The 15,150-nt window shown below is 45.1% G+C and carries 13 protein-coding genes; 7 read left to right on the top strand and 6 right to left on the bottom strand.

Translation table 11 applies throughout. The features are described 5' to 3' along the window. Positions 1–23 precede the first annotated feature (23 nt). Together MHI15_RS12800 and MHI15_RS12795 are read left to right on the top strand one after the other, a co-directional pair. Positions 24–731: a DNA alkylation repair protein gene (locus MHI15_RS12800; RefSeq protein WP_076218263.1), complete on the top strand. Its 708-nt coding sequence runs from the start codon at positions 24–26 to the stop codon at positions 729–731. 214 nt (positions 732–945) lie between these two features. Continuing rightward, positions 946–3,663, top strand: a complete 2,718-nt coding sequence (locus tag MHI15_RS12795) for a CHASE3 domain-containing protein (RefSeq protein ID WP_081392568.1) — start codon at positions 946–948, stop codon at positions 3,661–3,663. Between the two features lie 459 nt (positions 3,664–4,122). On the opposite strand, the gene MHI15_RS12790 is transcribed toward MHI15_RS12795, so the two are convergent. Beyond that, the gene (locus MHI15_RS12790) at positions 4,123–5,163 is read right to left on the bottom strand and encodes a stalk domain-containing protein (protein ID WP_076140656.1); all 1,041 of its coding nucleotides are present in this window, start codon (positions 5,161–5,163) and stop codon (positions 4,123–4,125) included. A 191-nt stretch (positions 5,164–5,354) separates the two neighbouring features. On the opposite strand from MHI15_RS12790, the gene MHI15_RS12785 reads away from it, so the two are divergent. Further along, positions 5,355–7,928, top strand: a complete 2,574-nt coding sequence (locus MHI15_RS12785) for a DUF2339 domain-containing protein (protein WP_076282162.1) — start codon at positions 5,355–5,357, stop codon at positions 7,926–7,928. A 34-nt stretch (positions 7,929–7,962) separates the two neighbouring features. After that, positions 7,963–8,676 (top strand): HAD family hydrolase, encoded by a 714-nt coding sequence (locus MHI15_RS12780; RefSeq protein ID WP_076124076.1) that lies wholly within the window; start codon positions 7,963–7,965, stop codon positions 8,674–8,676. Between the two features lie 93 nt (positions 8,677–8,769). Here MHI15_RS12780 and gdhA read toward each other — a convergent pair whose 3' ends face one another. Beyond that, entirely contained in the window at positions 8,770–10,155 is a 1,386-nt protein-coding gene (gdhA, locus tag MHI15_RS12775) for an NADP-specific glutamate dehydrogenase (protein WP_036682144.1), read from the bottom strand. Between the two features lie 238 nt (positions 10,156–10,393). On the opposite strand from gdhA, the gene MHI15_RS12770 reads away from it, so the two are divergent. The 3 genes from MHI15_RS12770 to MHI15_RS12760 all read left to right on the top strand — a co-directional run bounded on the left by MHI15_RS12770 (position 10,394) and on the right by MHI15_RS12760 (position 11,481). After that, a complete protein-coding gene (locus MHI15_RS12770) occupies positions 10,394–10,672 on the top strand; it encodes a hypothetical protein (protein WP_038573758.1) in 279 nt (92 codons plus the stop codon). A gap of 259 nt (positions 10,673–10,931) precedes the next feature. Then, positions 10,932–11,132: a cold-shock protein gene (locus tag MHI15_RS12765; RefSeq protein ID WP_019914790.1), complete on the top strand. Its 201-nt coding sequence runs from the start codon at positions 10,932–10,934 to the stop codon at positions 11,130–11,132. Positions 11,133–11,250: 118 nt separating this feature from the next. Beyond that, positions 11,251–11,481, top strand: a complete 231-nt coding sequence (locus MHI15_RS12760) for a cold-shock protein (RefSeq protein WP_036682139.1) — start codon at positions 11,251–11,253, stop codon at positions 11,479–11,481. Positions 11,482–11,550: 69 nt separating this feature from the next. Here MHI15_RS12760 and MHI15_RS12755 read toward each other — a convergent pair whose 3' ends face one another. The 4 genes from MHI15_RS12755 to MHI15_RS12740 all read right to left on the bottom strand — a co-directional run bounded on the left by MHI15_RS12755 (position 11,551) and on the right by MHI15_RS12740 (position 15,108). Then, positions 11,551–12,012, bottom strand: coding sequence for a VOC family protein (locus MHI15_RS12755; RefSeq protein WP_076282161.1), 462 nt, complete (start codon positions 12,010–12,012; stop codon positions 11,551–11,553). Next, on the bottom strand, positions 12,009–12,572 hold the full coding sequence (locus MHI15_RS12750) for an NADPH-dependent FMN reductase (RefSeq protein WP_076219647.1): 564 nt from the start codon (positions 12,570–12,572) through the stop codon (positions 12,009–12,011). Before MHI15_RS12750 ends, MHI15_RS12755 begins: the two co-directional genes overlap by 4 nt. 153 nt (positions 12,573–12,725) lie before the next feature. Next, the gene (locus tag MHI15_RS12745) at positions 12,726–13,418 is read right to left on the bottom strand and encodes a response regulator (protein WP_076309978.1); all 693 of its coding nucleotides are present in this window, start codon (positions 13,416–13,418) and stop codon (positions 12,726–12,728) included. 16 nt (positions 13,419–13,434) lie between these two features. After that, positions 13,435–15,108, bottom strand: a complete 1,674-nt coding sequence (locus MHI15_RS12740) for a GAF domain-containing sensor histidine kinase (protein WP_076181935.1) — start codon at positions 15,106–15,108, stop codon at positions 13,435–13,437. Between the last annotated feature and the right edge of the window lie 42 nt (positions 15,109–15,150).

Below are 15,150 nucleotides of genomic sequence, written 5' to 3'. Positions count from 1 at the left end.
GATAAAGGAGTGTCCTAATGAATCTGACTGTTGATGAAGTGATGAGCAAGCTTGAGGAGATGGGTACAGAGCAGACGAAACATACCTTTTTACGACATGGCGCTGTGGAACCTTTATTTGGAGTAAAGGTAGGAGATATGAAGAAGCTGGTTAAGGATGTGAAAAAAGATCAGAGTCTGGCAAGGGCTTTGTATCAGACAGGCAATTACGATGCAATGTATTTGGCTGGGCTAACGGTCAATCCTAAGACTATGACGAAGGAAGAGCTTCAAAGCTGGGCTTCGGCGGCCAACTGGCATGCGGTAGTGGAATATATAGTATCCCCTCTCGCCGCAGAGAGTCCATATGGATTGGAACTTGCGAGAGAGTGGATTCGTTCCTCAGATGAACTAATAGCTATTTGCGGCTGGAGCACTTATGCCAATTACATTTCAATTACACCGGATGATAAGCTGGACATTGCTGAGATTAGGGAGTTGTTACAACAAGTGGGTGCTACTATTCATCAGGAGCGAAATCGTGTCCGTTATACGATGAATACTTTCGTAATTATGGTGGGCAGCAGTATCACAGAACTGCATGAGGAGACAGCAAAGATCGCAGCAGGTATAGGTAAGGTCCAGGTGAACATGGGACAAACCGCTTGTAAAGTTCCCATGGCTGTTGATTATATTGCTAAGGTTGAACAGGCTGGGAAGCTTGGTGTGAAGAAGAAAACTTGTATTTGCTAAGTTAGATATTTAGGTAACCCTTCAAGGTGAAAGGCACTTGTGGGTTTTTTTTTATTCCGGGAAAAACAAGTGTTTCAACCCTGCTGAAATTGTTTAAATTAGCCACAGCCAAAACTTACATAGAAGAATAAATAAAGCCGTAGTTCAAGTAATCCTTTGTAATGATGTAGAATAGGAAGGGGTTTATAGTTAGAAGACAGGACGGGGGCTAGTTGTGAACAAACGCCGATTTACATTGCAGTATAAAATACTGTCAATTACAGTTTTAATCGTGATCTGTCTATTAGGATTTGTTTTTGTCATGCATGGAAGAATTAATGAGCTGCAGCGGGAGACCAGCTTTATTTCTCATCAGGACCGAGAGATTACTAATTTGGCTAATCTGATCGAAAAGAATGTTTTAGATATGGAAACGGGCCAACGTGGATATGTCATCACTGGCGATAACAAGTATCTGGAGCCCTACAATTTGGGTAAGGCTGAATGGGAAGCTAATTATGATAAGCTTTACGTGCTGACTGCTAATGATTCCTTTCAGCTTCAGCGACTTGTGGGTATCGAAAGTGATATTAAACAGTGGATCAAGCAATCTGGTGATTATTTGATCCAGTTAAAAAAAGAGGGACAGGAAGCTGAGATCCTAAGATACTTCAATTCAGACGATGGCAAAGATCAAATGGACCGGATTCGTAATCAAATCAGCGCTTACCGCGAGACGATGAATGAGAACACTAACAGCCTGATAGCTAGACAAGCAGACAAGAATAAATTTCTGCTTGAGCTTCTTTATATTGCTTGGGCATTTATAGCTGTTACTTCCATAATTGCCTCATGGATCAATTCACGCGCCATCGTTAGTACGATTCATAAAGTTACCCATACGATTGTGGGTTTAGATTCTATCGAGGATAAGAAGACAAGGATAGAGATTACCACAAATGATGAAATTAGAGATCTGAGCATAGCAACGAATCATCTGATAGACATGCAACAAGAGCGGATATGGATTCAAGATAACGCAAACGATTTATTGGCTAGGTATCAGGGTATAACACAAATCCCGAAACTGGGGGACATTTTTCTTGGCAAAACAGCAGAAGTTATTGATTACCCATATGGTTCCTTATATGTGCGGACACAAGAACATGAGCAGGACTTTTTAAAAAGAGTCTCTACTTTTGCCGGAAACAGCAATTTCCCGGATTCGCAGACCTTCTATATCGGTGAAGGACTAGTTGGACAATGTGCTAAAGAGGCACGTCTGATGCATGTACAGGAGCTGCCGGAGTGTTATATCAGTATTGAGTCCGGGCTAGGCGCCTCTGTACCGAAGTCGCTGTTGCTGCTGCCAATTTCTTTTTCAGGTGAGGTAGTTGCTGTGGTGGAAATCGCCTCCTTTGCTCCACTTACGGAACTGCAGATTAGGTTTTTGAAATCTATTTCGAATGCGTTTGGCTCTGCCATTAACAGCACGATTAGCAGTATGAGAATCGATCAGCTGCTGGAGCAATCTCAACGTCTTAACGAAGAGCTTCAAGTATATACGGAAGAACTACAAACTCAGTCAGAGGAGCTGCAGATCCAGACAGAGACGCTGCATGCAACGAATAGAAAGCTGGAAGATAAGAATCTGCTTGCAGAACAAAAGTCAGTTGAGGCAGAAAAAGCACGAACGGAGCTTAGCCAATATGCAGAGTTATTGCAGCAAAGCTCACAATATAAGTCGGAGTTTCTGGCTAATATGTCTCATGAACTGCGAACTCCGCTTAACGGCATTTTGCTGCTCTCGGAATTTCTTATGGAGAACCAGTCGGGAGCCTTAAGTGAAGAGGATATTGAATTCTCAAAAGCTATTCATTCTTCGGGACAAGATCTGTTGGCGTTGATTAATGACATTCTGGATTTGTCCAAGGTTGAGGCGGGGAAGCTGAATATTGAAATTGAAGCGATAAATATATCGGAGATTCCGGAGGCGATGACTCAGAACTTCAGCCAGCTTGCTCATAAAAAAGAGATTCCTTTGCACATACAGCTAGGAGAGGACTTACCCCCGTTGTTTTATTCGGATGCTCAAAGGGTGCGGCAAATTATTATAAATCTGCTGTCCAATGCGTTTAAGTTTACAGCGGAAGGTGCAGTCACTCTGGAAATCCGTTTAGCAACTAAGGAAGAGCTGCTGGATTTGGCAGATTTGGGTGTTGGGGTATTTATTGCCTTCGCCATCAAGGATACTGGAATTGGGATTTCAGAAGACAAACAGTCCATCATCTTCGAAGCATTTCAACAGGCGAATGGAAATACAGAACGTCAATATGGGGGAACTGGGCTTGGTTTATCCATATCCAGAGAGCTGGCAACCTTACTTGGTGGTAGAATTACGCTGGAGAGCCAAGAGGGTGTGGGCAGTGTCTTTACAGTGTATTTGCCTTTGCAGCTTGAGGCTCCAAGCCTTGAGGAAGTGGCTGATCAAGCGACTGTTATTCAAGAGATCGGGAGTGGAGTGGTACTTGCCGCTACAACGGCTGAGGATATACGTACTGACTTCACTTCTCTAAATCAAAAGCATGTACTTATCGTGGATGATGATGAACGGAATTTGTTCGCTTTATCAAATACCCTAAGAAAGCGCGGGCTGCATGTAACTACAGCTACTAACGGAGAGAGCGGCCTGTATGAACTGGAGCAAGCGGCTTCTATAGATATCGTTCTTATGGATATTATGATGCCAGTGATGAACGGGTATGAGGCAATCAATCGGATCAGACAAATGCCCGCAAAGAAGGATATTCCCATCATTGCACTGACTGCAAAAGCGATGAAGGAAGATAAGGCTAAAATCCTTCAGGCAGGGGCAACAGATTATCTCAGTAAGCCTGTTAACTTGGAGCGTTTATTAGCGTTGATGCAATTGATACTGGCTAGCGATTCATGAGCTAGACCTCCAACTTCGGACAACTCGAGTGAAGTTGCGCGAACGAAGTAACTATAATCTGCTCTGCTATCGGACACAGCTGACCGTTAACGCAGCTTTTTACCACATTTGTAATTCTAACGGACCCCACTGACGCTATTGGCATAAAAAACATCGAATATGCCCCTCTTTTTAATGAATAGTGGCGCTGGAGTCCGAAACGCTGCTCTGAAGGCAGAAAATTCGCAAATAACGTCAGCTGGGTCCGTAAGGCTCGCGATTATGATCATCCCAAACTCTGCAGCAAGGCAAGTAAAAGTGTGACCAAGCGTTCAGTCGGCTTTCGTTTACCTCACAAATCGGCTGAAGCGAGTCAGCCAACCTATAGTCTATAACGCAAAACAGCGATCCTCCCATAACGGAAGGATCGCTGTTTTAATGTCTCTTTGGAATCTTTTTAATAAGATTCCAGTCTCTCTCTTATTGTTGTGCAGAATCTACTACAACTTTGACAGCTGTGCCGATGGGTGGCAGGCTTCTGGTCAGCACTGGGCTGTAGAATCCGATAACTTTTGTGCCTTTAACAAGCTCGCTGCTTTTAACAGCTTCGCCGTCTTTGTTAATGAGCACTGTGTCTTCGCTAATGCGCAGTACTACTTCTTTTTGTGACAATTCGCTCAGGCCACTACCTTTAACAGTGATACTGATATTTCCCTTATCGTCTTTTTGAACTTCTTCAATAGTACCAGCAGTACCTAGAAGATCATCTTGTTTTTGCTTATCCAGAACGGTGATTTTGTAAGTTGGTGTTTGTGGCGGAAGACTCATAGTCATGACCATGGAGTGTTCTGCTTTTACTGTCATCCCGATATGGAGATCTTTGAGTGCAATTTTAGTGCCGTCAGCCATCTCAATAGCCGTATCTTCCCCTACATTTAATACGATTCCATCCGTACCTACACCTTGGATTTGAACGGATTGGTATTTACCACCATCATAGACTGCTGTAATCACACCAGTCTTAGTCATGTGCTGCTCGGCGGCATTTGTGTTGATCACAATGGAATCTCCCTTCACAGTCATGTTTTGATGAATTACTTCGCTTAAAAAGGAAGCTGGGACATACAAAGTGGAGTCAACCAATTGTGGTGCAGTTCCAAGTGTTGTATTCATTTTGTTGATACTATAACGGTCTTCTCCAGCTTTCACTGTAGTGAATACAGCGCCATTGATAAGTTCAACGGATTTATTCTGTGCATTCCAGGTTAATTCAAATCCAAGGGCTTCAGTAATTGAACGTAGTGGTACCATCGGCTCTTTACCGCTTGTGCTTTGGAAGCCTGTTTCTTTAATAGTCGATCCGTTGATTTCAATCGCAAACGTCTTTTGATTAACGCTAGCGGAGGTTTGTGTAGCCTCATTTTTAGCAGAAGTTGTGGTGGGTGCAGCATAAGCTGCTCCTGTAGAAAGTGCTAGGGACAAAGTTAAAAGAACTGTACTTGTTTTTAAAATGTTGTTCATGGTTGTGAGCTCCTTTTAAAATCTTTTGTTAGTGTTGTTATTATTCTGACGGGACACCCCTCCAAAATGTTGCAGTTTTTTTGCATCCCGATTGTAATCTTCATTCACTGCAAATATAAAAAAAGCATAAGACCCCCCAGCTATATGTAGTAATATGTAAGTATTAACAATCGCTCACATAAGGAGGCGCTATGGAGTCATTCAAAGATCGACTGAGATTCATGAAGGTACAGCAGGACGGGCTGATTAAGGAATATGAGGCTCTGATCGCGGAATATGAAAGTCACGATCTGGTCAACGAGAATGAATACTTGAAGAAGCAATATGAGAAGCATAAGCTCGCTTTGGTCGAGCTAAAGACTCAGGTAGGTAAGCTTCAAGAAGAGAATACTGAGCTAAGAGTTGCGCTAACGGAACAAATTTTAGATGAAAAGCTGGGCATTCTAAAAGTGTCGAGGCAGAAGCTGCAAACTTATTTTGCCTCTAGAAGCCACGCTCATACGGATCGGCTGACGGCTTTTGAAGTGGAGACGAAACGCCATATTCAGCAGCTGTACCACACAGCCTCCAGGCAGCTGGGTGAGGAACAAGCAGAGATATCCAGTCGACTCGGGGCGTTGGCGGCAGAATTAAATGAGCGTGTGCTGGCACAGCGGCAGAGACTGAGGGAAGCGGAGCTTCGCCTCAACTCGGGCATGGATAATGGATTACATGATTTTGCTTCGGAAGAGATCAGTGAAGAGGTGCTTAAGCGCCGAAGAAAACAAAATCAGATCGAAATGAAGATTGGACTAAGCTGGATTAACAAGCTGGGTATTCTACTGTTGATTTTGGCGGTGGGGGCAGGCTTCCGGTATACCTATTCCAACTGGTTCACAGGTTATATGAAGGGAAGCGCTTTTTTTCTACTGGGATTATTGATGCTGGGAGGCGGGGAGTGGTTATACCGCAAAGGAAAAGGCACCTTCGCTTTAGGGCTGCTTGGCGGCGGGATTTCGGTGCTGTATGGCTCTATTTTTTATAGCTATTTTCTGCTTGATATTATTAGTATATATGTAGGGTTATCCTTGTCTGTACTCGTTACTTTAACTGCGGTACTCCTGTCTTTAAGGTATGAATCACGGAGTATTTGTGCGCTGGGCTTAATCGGAGGATATCTGCCCTTATACTCTTATCTGGGGGCGTTTGGCCTTTCGGGCAACGCGGTTTATGTGGCTATGGGTTACTTGTTTTTATTGAATTTATTCATCTTATTGATTTCTTTCCGCAAACGCTGGAACGTTGTCAATTATATCAGCTACTTATTTAATACACCCTCCATGCTCATATTAATAGCTTTGTCGGATAGCAACGGAATTAATATGTGTTATGCTGTTTTGACTTTTGCGATGTATCTGGGAATTACCTTGTGGTACCCGTTCAAATATCGTTCCAAGCTGTCCTGGTGGGATTTCTCTCTCTTAGGATGTAATACGTTTATTAGCTGTCTCACCTTGTATATTTTATTTATGGATGCAGGACTGAAGGATTACAATGGAGCACTGGCGTTGCTTTTCTGCCTGCTGTATCTCGGTCTGGGTCGAGGGCTTGAGAAGCTGATGCCACAGGAAAAAGAAAGCATGCTGCTGTTCTATGCCACTTCACTGACCTTCGGCATATTGATGATTCCATTTCAATTTGGAGCGGCTTGGTGGTCCATCGGTTGGCTGATTGAGGGCGTCGTTCTTACGCTGTATGGCAATCTGAACCGCTTTAAGGGGATGGAAAGGGCGGGCTGGGGCATTATGATGCTCTGCCTTGTAGTATTCTTCTGTCTAAATGTACCGACGCAGTGGGTTGCAGACTATCAATGGACGAATTTTAGAGATGTCTACTTCCCGCTAAAATATGTCTTTATCACAGCAGGCATGCTGATTGTCGCGGTGTTGTATGCTGTTCAGCATAACCGTAAGGATGCTCTTCAGCGCAGCGAACCTTATGAAATCACCTTAGCGTTGTGGTTCAAATATGCGGCGTTATTAAATTTCTGGATCTACGGCTTGTATGAATCGGGAAGATTGTATCATCTGGTTGTACCGGAGGATTTTGCGCATAGAACCTTCTATAATTTGCTGCTGTCCGCTGTATGGACCTTGGTTCTGGCTTACGTGCTGCCAAAGGTGAAGGTGCTGTATGACACGATTGTTAAATATTTTGTGAGACTTCTGTTTGGGATTGGCTACGTCATTTGTATAGTGATTACAGTAGGACTGCCAAGTCTGCAAAATAATTTCGCGCAAAATACAGCAGCTGATTATATCGCACTGGCCGTACTGATTATCTTTAATATCTTTGTTTGGTTTAGCGGACGTGATCTGCTGATTGCAGCGCTGAATCGTCAGTTTAAGAGTATGGAGATCTATCCTGTTTTCATGGCGATTTATTTACTTGGCATTATCACCGCTTTCTTAGGAGTGCAATTGCAATTGAGTGATGCAGGGTTAATTTTTAGTCTCATTTATCTACTGTTAGCCGTTCTATTTATCATGTATGGCTTCCGCAAAAGGTATGTGTACATCCGGCGCTTCGGCCTTGGATTAACGCTGCTGGCCACGGGCAAGCTGCTGCTCTATGATTTGGGTCTGCTGAATACTGGCAGCAAAATCATAGCCTATGCCAGCTTTGGTATCTGCTTGCTCGGTATCTCCTATCTCTATCAAAAGGTGTCAAACCGGATGGAGGAGGGCCAGACAACCACCGACAATGGCAATGGTACTAAGGGATAAAACACAGAGAGAATAATAGGAAGGAAGACGGTGGATGTACGAGACTTATATTTTCGACCTGTATGGCACATTAATCGATATTCAGACAGATGAGGAGAAGCAGGAGGTATGGGATCGATTATCGCTCCATTTCGGATATCAGGGGATGTCCATAACAGGAAGTGAGCTACAGGCACAATTTCTGCGGGAGAGGGATTTACAGCTCGCCGAAGCCGCACGGAATTGTCAGTATCCAGATTTCGTAATGGAGGATGTGTTTCGTTCTGTGGCCCGTCAATTGGGTGGGGAACCGGATCAAGCGTGGTTACATGAAACGGTTAGATGGCTGCGGACATTATCGATGATCCATATCTCACTTTATGAGGGTGTGGTTGAAATTCTGCAAACATTAAGAGAACGTGGCAAAAAGGTGTTTTTGCTCTCCAATGGCCAGAAAACCTTTATAGAAGCAGAATTAATGATGCTGGGTATTCTTCCTTTATTCGATGGCATTGCCATTTCCTCCGAAGTAGGAGTGAGTAAGCCGGATCCGCTATTTTATCGTTATTTAGTTGAACATTATGGAGCGGATTTGCGTTCGGCCATCATGATCGGGAATGATCCCCGTACCGATATTGCAGGGGCGCTAACGATAGGAATAGATTCCTGTTACATTCGTACGGCTTCTTCACCCCACGATACGACTGTGGAGAGTACTCAATCGATTTGGGACGGGGATTTGCGGAAGATCCCCGGATGGAACGCTTAGACACACAAAAAGTCCCCGTAACCGGATTCTTGCTGACCGGTTACGGGGACTTTTGTATGTCGGGCGTTCGTGACTAGAGCGCCGGTAATTTATTTAGATTACACCTTCAGCCAGCATAGCGTCGGCCACTTTTTTGAATCCAGCGATGTTCGCTCCTGCAACAAGGTTGCCGGACTGTCCATATTGCTCGGATGCATTTACAGATTGTTCGTAGATGGAAACCATGATTTCATGCAGCTTCGTATCTACTTCTTCAAAGCTCCAGGACAACCGCATGCTGTTTTGTGCCATTTCAAGCGCAGAGACAGCTACGCCGCCAGCATTAGCAGCTTTAGCAGGTGCGAATAGTACGCCAGCTTGTTGGAACTGATGAATAGCTTCAAGGGTGGACGGCATATTGGCACCTTCGCCTACTGCTTTTACACCATTCTCAATCAGTTTCAATGCCATGGCTTCATCAATCTCATTCTGAGTAGCACTCGGAAGGGCGATATCACAAGGAATGGTCCAAATTTGCGTGGAATCTTCAGTATACACAGCGTTAGGATGTTCATTCACATATTCACTAATCCGTTTTCTTTCGACTTCTTTCAGGCGGCGGACAGTTTCGAGGTTAATCCCATTTTCGTCATAGATATATCCGGCGGAATCACTACAAGCTACGACTTTAGCGCCTAGCTGTACAGCTTTTTCGATCGCATAGATCGCTACGTTACCAGAACCGGAGACAACAACGCGGCTTCCTTCAAAAGAAAGGCCTTTTGCTTTCAGCATCTCGTTTACGAAATAAACTGTACCGTAACCAGTAGCCTCTGTCCGAGCCTGACTTCCGCCGTAACCAATACCTTTACCAGTCAATACGCCAGCCGGATATCCTCCGCGGATCCGCTTGTATTGTCCGTACATGTAGCCGATCTCACGACCACCTACACCGATATCTCCTGCAGGAACGTCTTGGTCAGGACCGATGTAATTTTGCAATTCAGTCATGAAGCTTTGTGCAAAACGCATGATTTCGCCTTCGGATTTACCTTTAGGATCAAAGTCGGATCCGCCTTTACCTCCGCCGATGTGTTGGCCGGTAAGAGCATTTTTGAAGATTTGCTCGAAACCAAGGAATTTGATAATACTAGCATTAACGGATGGGTGAAAACGAAGTCCACCTTTGTAAGGTCCAATTGCACTGCTGAACTGTACACGATATCCACGGTTAACTCTGACCTTACCTTGATCGTCTGTCCAAGGAACACGGAACATAATCAAACGTTCTGGCTCAACCAATCTTTCCAGAATGGCATTTTCCTGATACTTAGGTTCAGCAGCGAGGATTGGAAGCAAAGATTCAAGGATTTCCTTTACGGCCTGATGAAATTCGGGCTCAAAAGGATTACGCGCAACAACCTGTGCGTATACGTCTTCGATATAACGATGTGCCTTGTTGCTGTTTGTGTCTAATTGCTGGGTAGATACAGAGCTCATGAATTCAACCGCCTTTTCTAGTATTCATTTGGTCCAACACTTTTTTTATATTTTGGCACAAGTCAATGTTCCTCACAACTGTTTTTATTAAATAACTTACTTCAAGTGGAACGTTATAGACGTTGGGATGATAAGAAAAGTGTGAATAAACCGCGGTATACTTCGCGTAATGACGCGTTAAAGCGCGAAATATGCTACAATGATTGTGTAATAATTGTAAGGAGATGAAATTTAAAAAATGAGTGACAAAGTAAATGAGCAGGAGCTAGTAAATGTATTATCTGCCAAAACCAAAGTGGATCCGCAAATCATCCGCTTAGTATTGAAGCATGAACAGACCTTTATCAATAAGGCCAAGGCGAACGCCAAGGGTGAGGTAGACATCGACAGCGATGATCTGGTCGACTATGTCACTGCCCAACGTGATGTGAAGCTGGATGAAATCACAGTAGAGACCATTCTTGATGCAGAAATGGATTACTTGATGGATAAAGGATTGGCAGGTTATATCGACTAACATGGGTGTTCGTCCGGCTCGGCTGCTGCTGTTTATAGGCAATAAGAGCCGGAGTGAAAATTAAATAGGCATACGCATTGCTTTTAGTGATTTAGTGTGGTACAATGAAATCAATCATAAATTTAACCCTTAATTCACATATTGTAAAAGGTTATCATTTGTGCGTATGAGTCCTTTTCCAATGTGTGAATTTTTATTTGTTCGTACACTACGTAGGAATAAAAGGACATGTGTTAAATAAAATATTGGAGGTAATATCATGCAAACAGGTACAGTGAAATGGTTTAACGCAGACAAAGGATTCGGTTTTATCGAGGTTGAAGGTGGAAGCGACGTATTCGTACACTTCTCCGCAATCACAGGCGACGGATTTAAATCTTTGGACGAAGGCCAACGCGTTGAGTTCAACGTAACTCAAGGCGCTCGTGGACCACAAGCCGAAAACGTTGTAAAACTGTAGTTTAAAAATCAGGCTGCCCTTAACACAAGTTGAGGGCAGCTTTTTTTATTTTCATAGTATGAATCTGCCCCTAATAGGGTAGCGATATCGTCTCGATTCGATCCAAGGAGGGGTACTTATGTATTTTCGTAAAAAAGCACTGGAGGAACTTCCGCAAGAAGACACAGCTATTTGGTCCTGTACCAAGGAAGGTTGCACAGGTTGGATGCGCGATAATTTCGCCTTTCAATATGTACCTACCTGCTGGCAATGCAACTCTCCCATGACTAGAAGTATGAAGATACTGCCAACGCTTGTGAATACGAATGCAGACATGAAGGCCATGAAGAAGGGCATTTCGATTAAGTAATCGAAGAAGCTAATATACTCAAACAGCTGGACCCTTGGACGGGAGCAGCTGTTTTTTTGTTTGAGTATTTTATTTACTGTGCAGTAATTTCTCCCATTCCGTTAAGGTTATGTTCTCTGAGATATTCTTCAGATGTTCAGGAACCTCTACGTGGCACATAAATTCCAAGCTGTTGCCGTCAGGGTCGTTGAAGTAGACAGAAGCATTTCCTTGATAAGCCCGGATAAAAGGCTCAACAGAAGTCCGGTTGCGGAACGGAACAGCCTCTACACCAATCGATTCCAGCCATTGCAGTGATTGCTTCAAATCCTCGTAAGTGACACGGAAGGCAATATGCCGCAAGGACGGATGGTATGGGGTTTGGACCTCCTGGCCTTCCCAAAGACCAATCCAGCTTCGACCTTCCTCGATCCAGAAGAATACAGTTTCTTCATCCCGCCAAGCCATTCTCAGACCTAATTTTTCATAAAATTCGATGGATACTTCAAGATTGCTTACTGGTAAATGTGCTTCATATAGTCCTTTGATCATTGGATAGCACCTGCCGGTCTGCCAATTTTGCGGGCTAAGTTCAGGAATGCTTCTAATACTAGGTGGATGCGATCTTCGATTTCTTGCCCACCCTCGTATCCGTCGTACCCGACCTCGAAACGCTTGCGTTGCAGTCCACCGATGGAGATCCAGTCTGGTGTATTGATGCCGTGCAGGTTGCGTACGATGGCTTGCAATTGAAGTAATGAGCTTATCCCTACCGCTCCCCCGGCTGAACTGGCGGATAACACAACTTTACCGTTGAAATGCGCCTGGCCTAGATGATCAATCGCATTTTTTAATACGCCACTTACCGAGCCGTGATATTCCGGAGTAACCAAGATTACTGCATCCGCTGCTAACATCTCTTGTTTAAGCTCGTTTAAATGTTCATGCTCTGTGTAAACCTCGTCTGGTGAATAAAAGGGAAGTGGGCGTTTGTAGAGATCAAACACGGTAACCTTTTCTCCTTGCTGACTAATGAAATGGGCAGCATGTTCTGCCAGCTTCGTGCTGGTTGCTTCTTTTCGATTACTGCCTGTCAGGATCATCACTTTCATCTGTATCCACTCCTATGTGAGGTCAGTTGCTATAAACCAATGATAGTTGAATCGGCCTCTGTTAACATCAGCACATGGAATGAACATACATAATAAAAACGCTCAGCCATTGTGCTGAGCGTCTAAGACTAAAGTTGTAGAGGAGTTTTGATTCTAGGCGTTATAGCCGCCTTTCAATGCGAAAATGGCAGCCTGAGTCCGATCCGCTAAGTTTAGCTTTCCGAGAACGTGGCTGACATGGGTCTTAACGGTTTTTTCGGTGATGACCAGCTTGCTGGCAATCTCTTTGTTGCTCATACCGAGCGCAATCAGGTCTAATACTTCTTGCTCGCGTGGGGTAAGAAGCTCTAATCCGGTGATCGCAGCAGGTGTTGTGTTTGGGCCGTTCGGATCGGAAGTATTAAGTTCCATTTGCTCTAGTGTAGAAGTCGCCATTAGATTCATCAGTTGGCTGGCAGCCTGTGAATGTAGCTCCACTTGCCCGTTATGTACCTTACGGATCGCAACTACCAGCGCTTCTGGTTCTATATCTTTAAGCAAATAGCCTTTGATTCCTACGCGGATAGCCGGGAGTACATGATCCTGATCCGAAAAGGAGGTCAATACAATGACCTTGACCTGCGGGTGGGAGATCCTCAGCGCTTGAGCGGTCTCAATGCCGTCCATAATGGGCATATGCAAATCCATTAATACGACATCCGGGTTCAATTCGGCTGTTCTTTCCAGTGCCTCGCGGCCGTTGGAGGCCTCCCCGATAACCTTGATATCGGGTTGTGTGGAGAGAAATACTTGCAGCCCACGGCGTACCATTGCATGGTCGTCTACTAATAATAAGTTTATCGTCATTTATGATCACCCGACTTCATGTAGATTGGATGGGCAGAGGTATGGTTGCCTCAACCGTTGTGCCCTGATTTTCCACACTGTGGATATGAATACGACCGGAGAGAGCTTCTGCTCTTTCCTTCATAATATGCAGACCAAGAGATTCATTAGTGTCTGTGTTAGAACGCCGTTTGGCTCCGCCTTTACCTTGGTCGGCAACGCTCAGTACCACCTCGGCTGCATTCAGATGCAGAGATACCTCCGCTTTAGAGGTTCCGGAATGCTTTCGTACATTATTGAGAGCTTCTTGGCCAATGCGCCACAGCCCTTCCTCCACGTTGCGGGGAAGTTCGTGAACACCACTCCGTTGCGTCTGTATCAGCAGCCCTAGCTGCTGGCCATGAGCCTGCAGCGCAGTCAATAAACCGGCTTCCAGTCCGGCAGGCCGAAGCTGCATAATTAATGCACGCATTTCTTTGAGTGCAGACTGGGATAAAGCTTGAATATCGCGGACAGCCTCAGTAGCAGGATGGGAGATATGCTCCTGCTTCAGCATACTTTCCACGCCTTTGGCGGTCATTGAGAGGGAGAAGAGGATCTGGTTCACGGAGTCGTGCAGGTCACGGGCCAGACGATTCCGCTCGTCAAGACGCGCAATTTCGCGGCGTTTCTCTCCAAGCTGAGCACTTTCCAATGTAGCGGAAATATGCTCAGCGACAGCCTCAAGCACCTCTCCATCCGCAGTTGCGGAAGCTAGTGCTTTGGGTGAGGTGATCAGTAGAATTCCTGCACCTTGTGCGGCAATCTGCCGAAAGGGCACAGCGAGCATCACGACACGCTCCGCGACAGGTTGTTCAGAACAGCAGGACTTCGTAATTTCCTGCTCTTCATCAGGGGTTAATGTCGCAAAGCGTTGTCCTTTTGTGATATCTCCTAGACGTACTTTAAAAGAATCCGAGAGCTCGAAGGGAGCTATTTCCGGCGTTATATTAGCCGCATAGGCAGCATGGACTTCGAATTGTCCCTCATGCTGCCCGATAATCGCTGCAAAGGGCCAATCGAAATAGTCGCCAATCAGGGCGGCGCTTTTCTCGATCAGAATACTGGGCGAGATACATTGGTTGGCGGTTAGATTTAAAGCTGCGCTGAATTCGCCTAATTTGGCGTACAGATTCGCGCGGCGCTGCTCGGTGCTATATAACTGCATCCGTTCTATAGCACTGCCAATTTGCAAAGCCACGGATTGCAGCAAAGCCAGCTCGCTGTCGGCGTAATGTGCTTTGCCTGGTGCGGCCACATTCATAAGTCCCAAGTAACGCTCACCTGAATGCAGCGGGACGGTGGCGTGGTGGGTGATGCCCAGCGTGTCGCCCCAGTTATACTGCCTGGCGTTACTCAGCCGCTTGCAGCTTAGAATGTTAACGGCATGCTCGAGCCGACCGTCCCATAGGCGGCTTAGGCACCAGCAGCTTCCGCACTGCATTGGTTGTTTATTGTCGCGCTGTAGTGCAGGTGGCAGGCCTCGATCAGCGGCACACTCATATTCCATGTATTCTTCGCTCAGGAAGATCCAGCCTGCAGTGTTTCCGGTTAACTCAAGCAGCTTGCCCATGACTGTGTCGAGCATGGGTCTGAGCTCATTGGAACTGTTTAAAGTCTCCGCAATCGTTTTGAGCGTCAGTAACTCATGGATTCCGGTTTCCTCCGGCATGAAGTTCTCTCCTTTAGCTTTGTGAATTATGTTCTATCTATT

Origin of the sequence: Paenibacillus sp. FSL H7-0918 (assembly GCF_038007025.1) — a bacterium.
Classification (GTDB): Bacteria; Bacillota; Bacilli; order Paenibacillales; family Paenibacillaceae; genus Paenibacillus_AQ; species Paenibacillus_AQ odorifer.
Note: the sequence above shows the minus strand (reverse complement) of the source record. Positions and strands in the feature narration are given on the sequence as shown.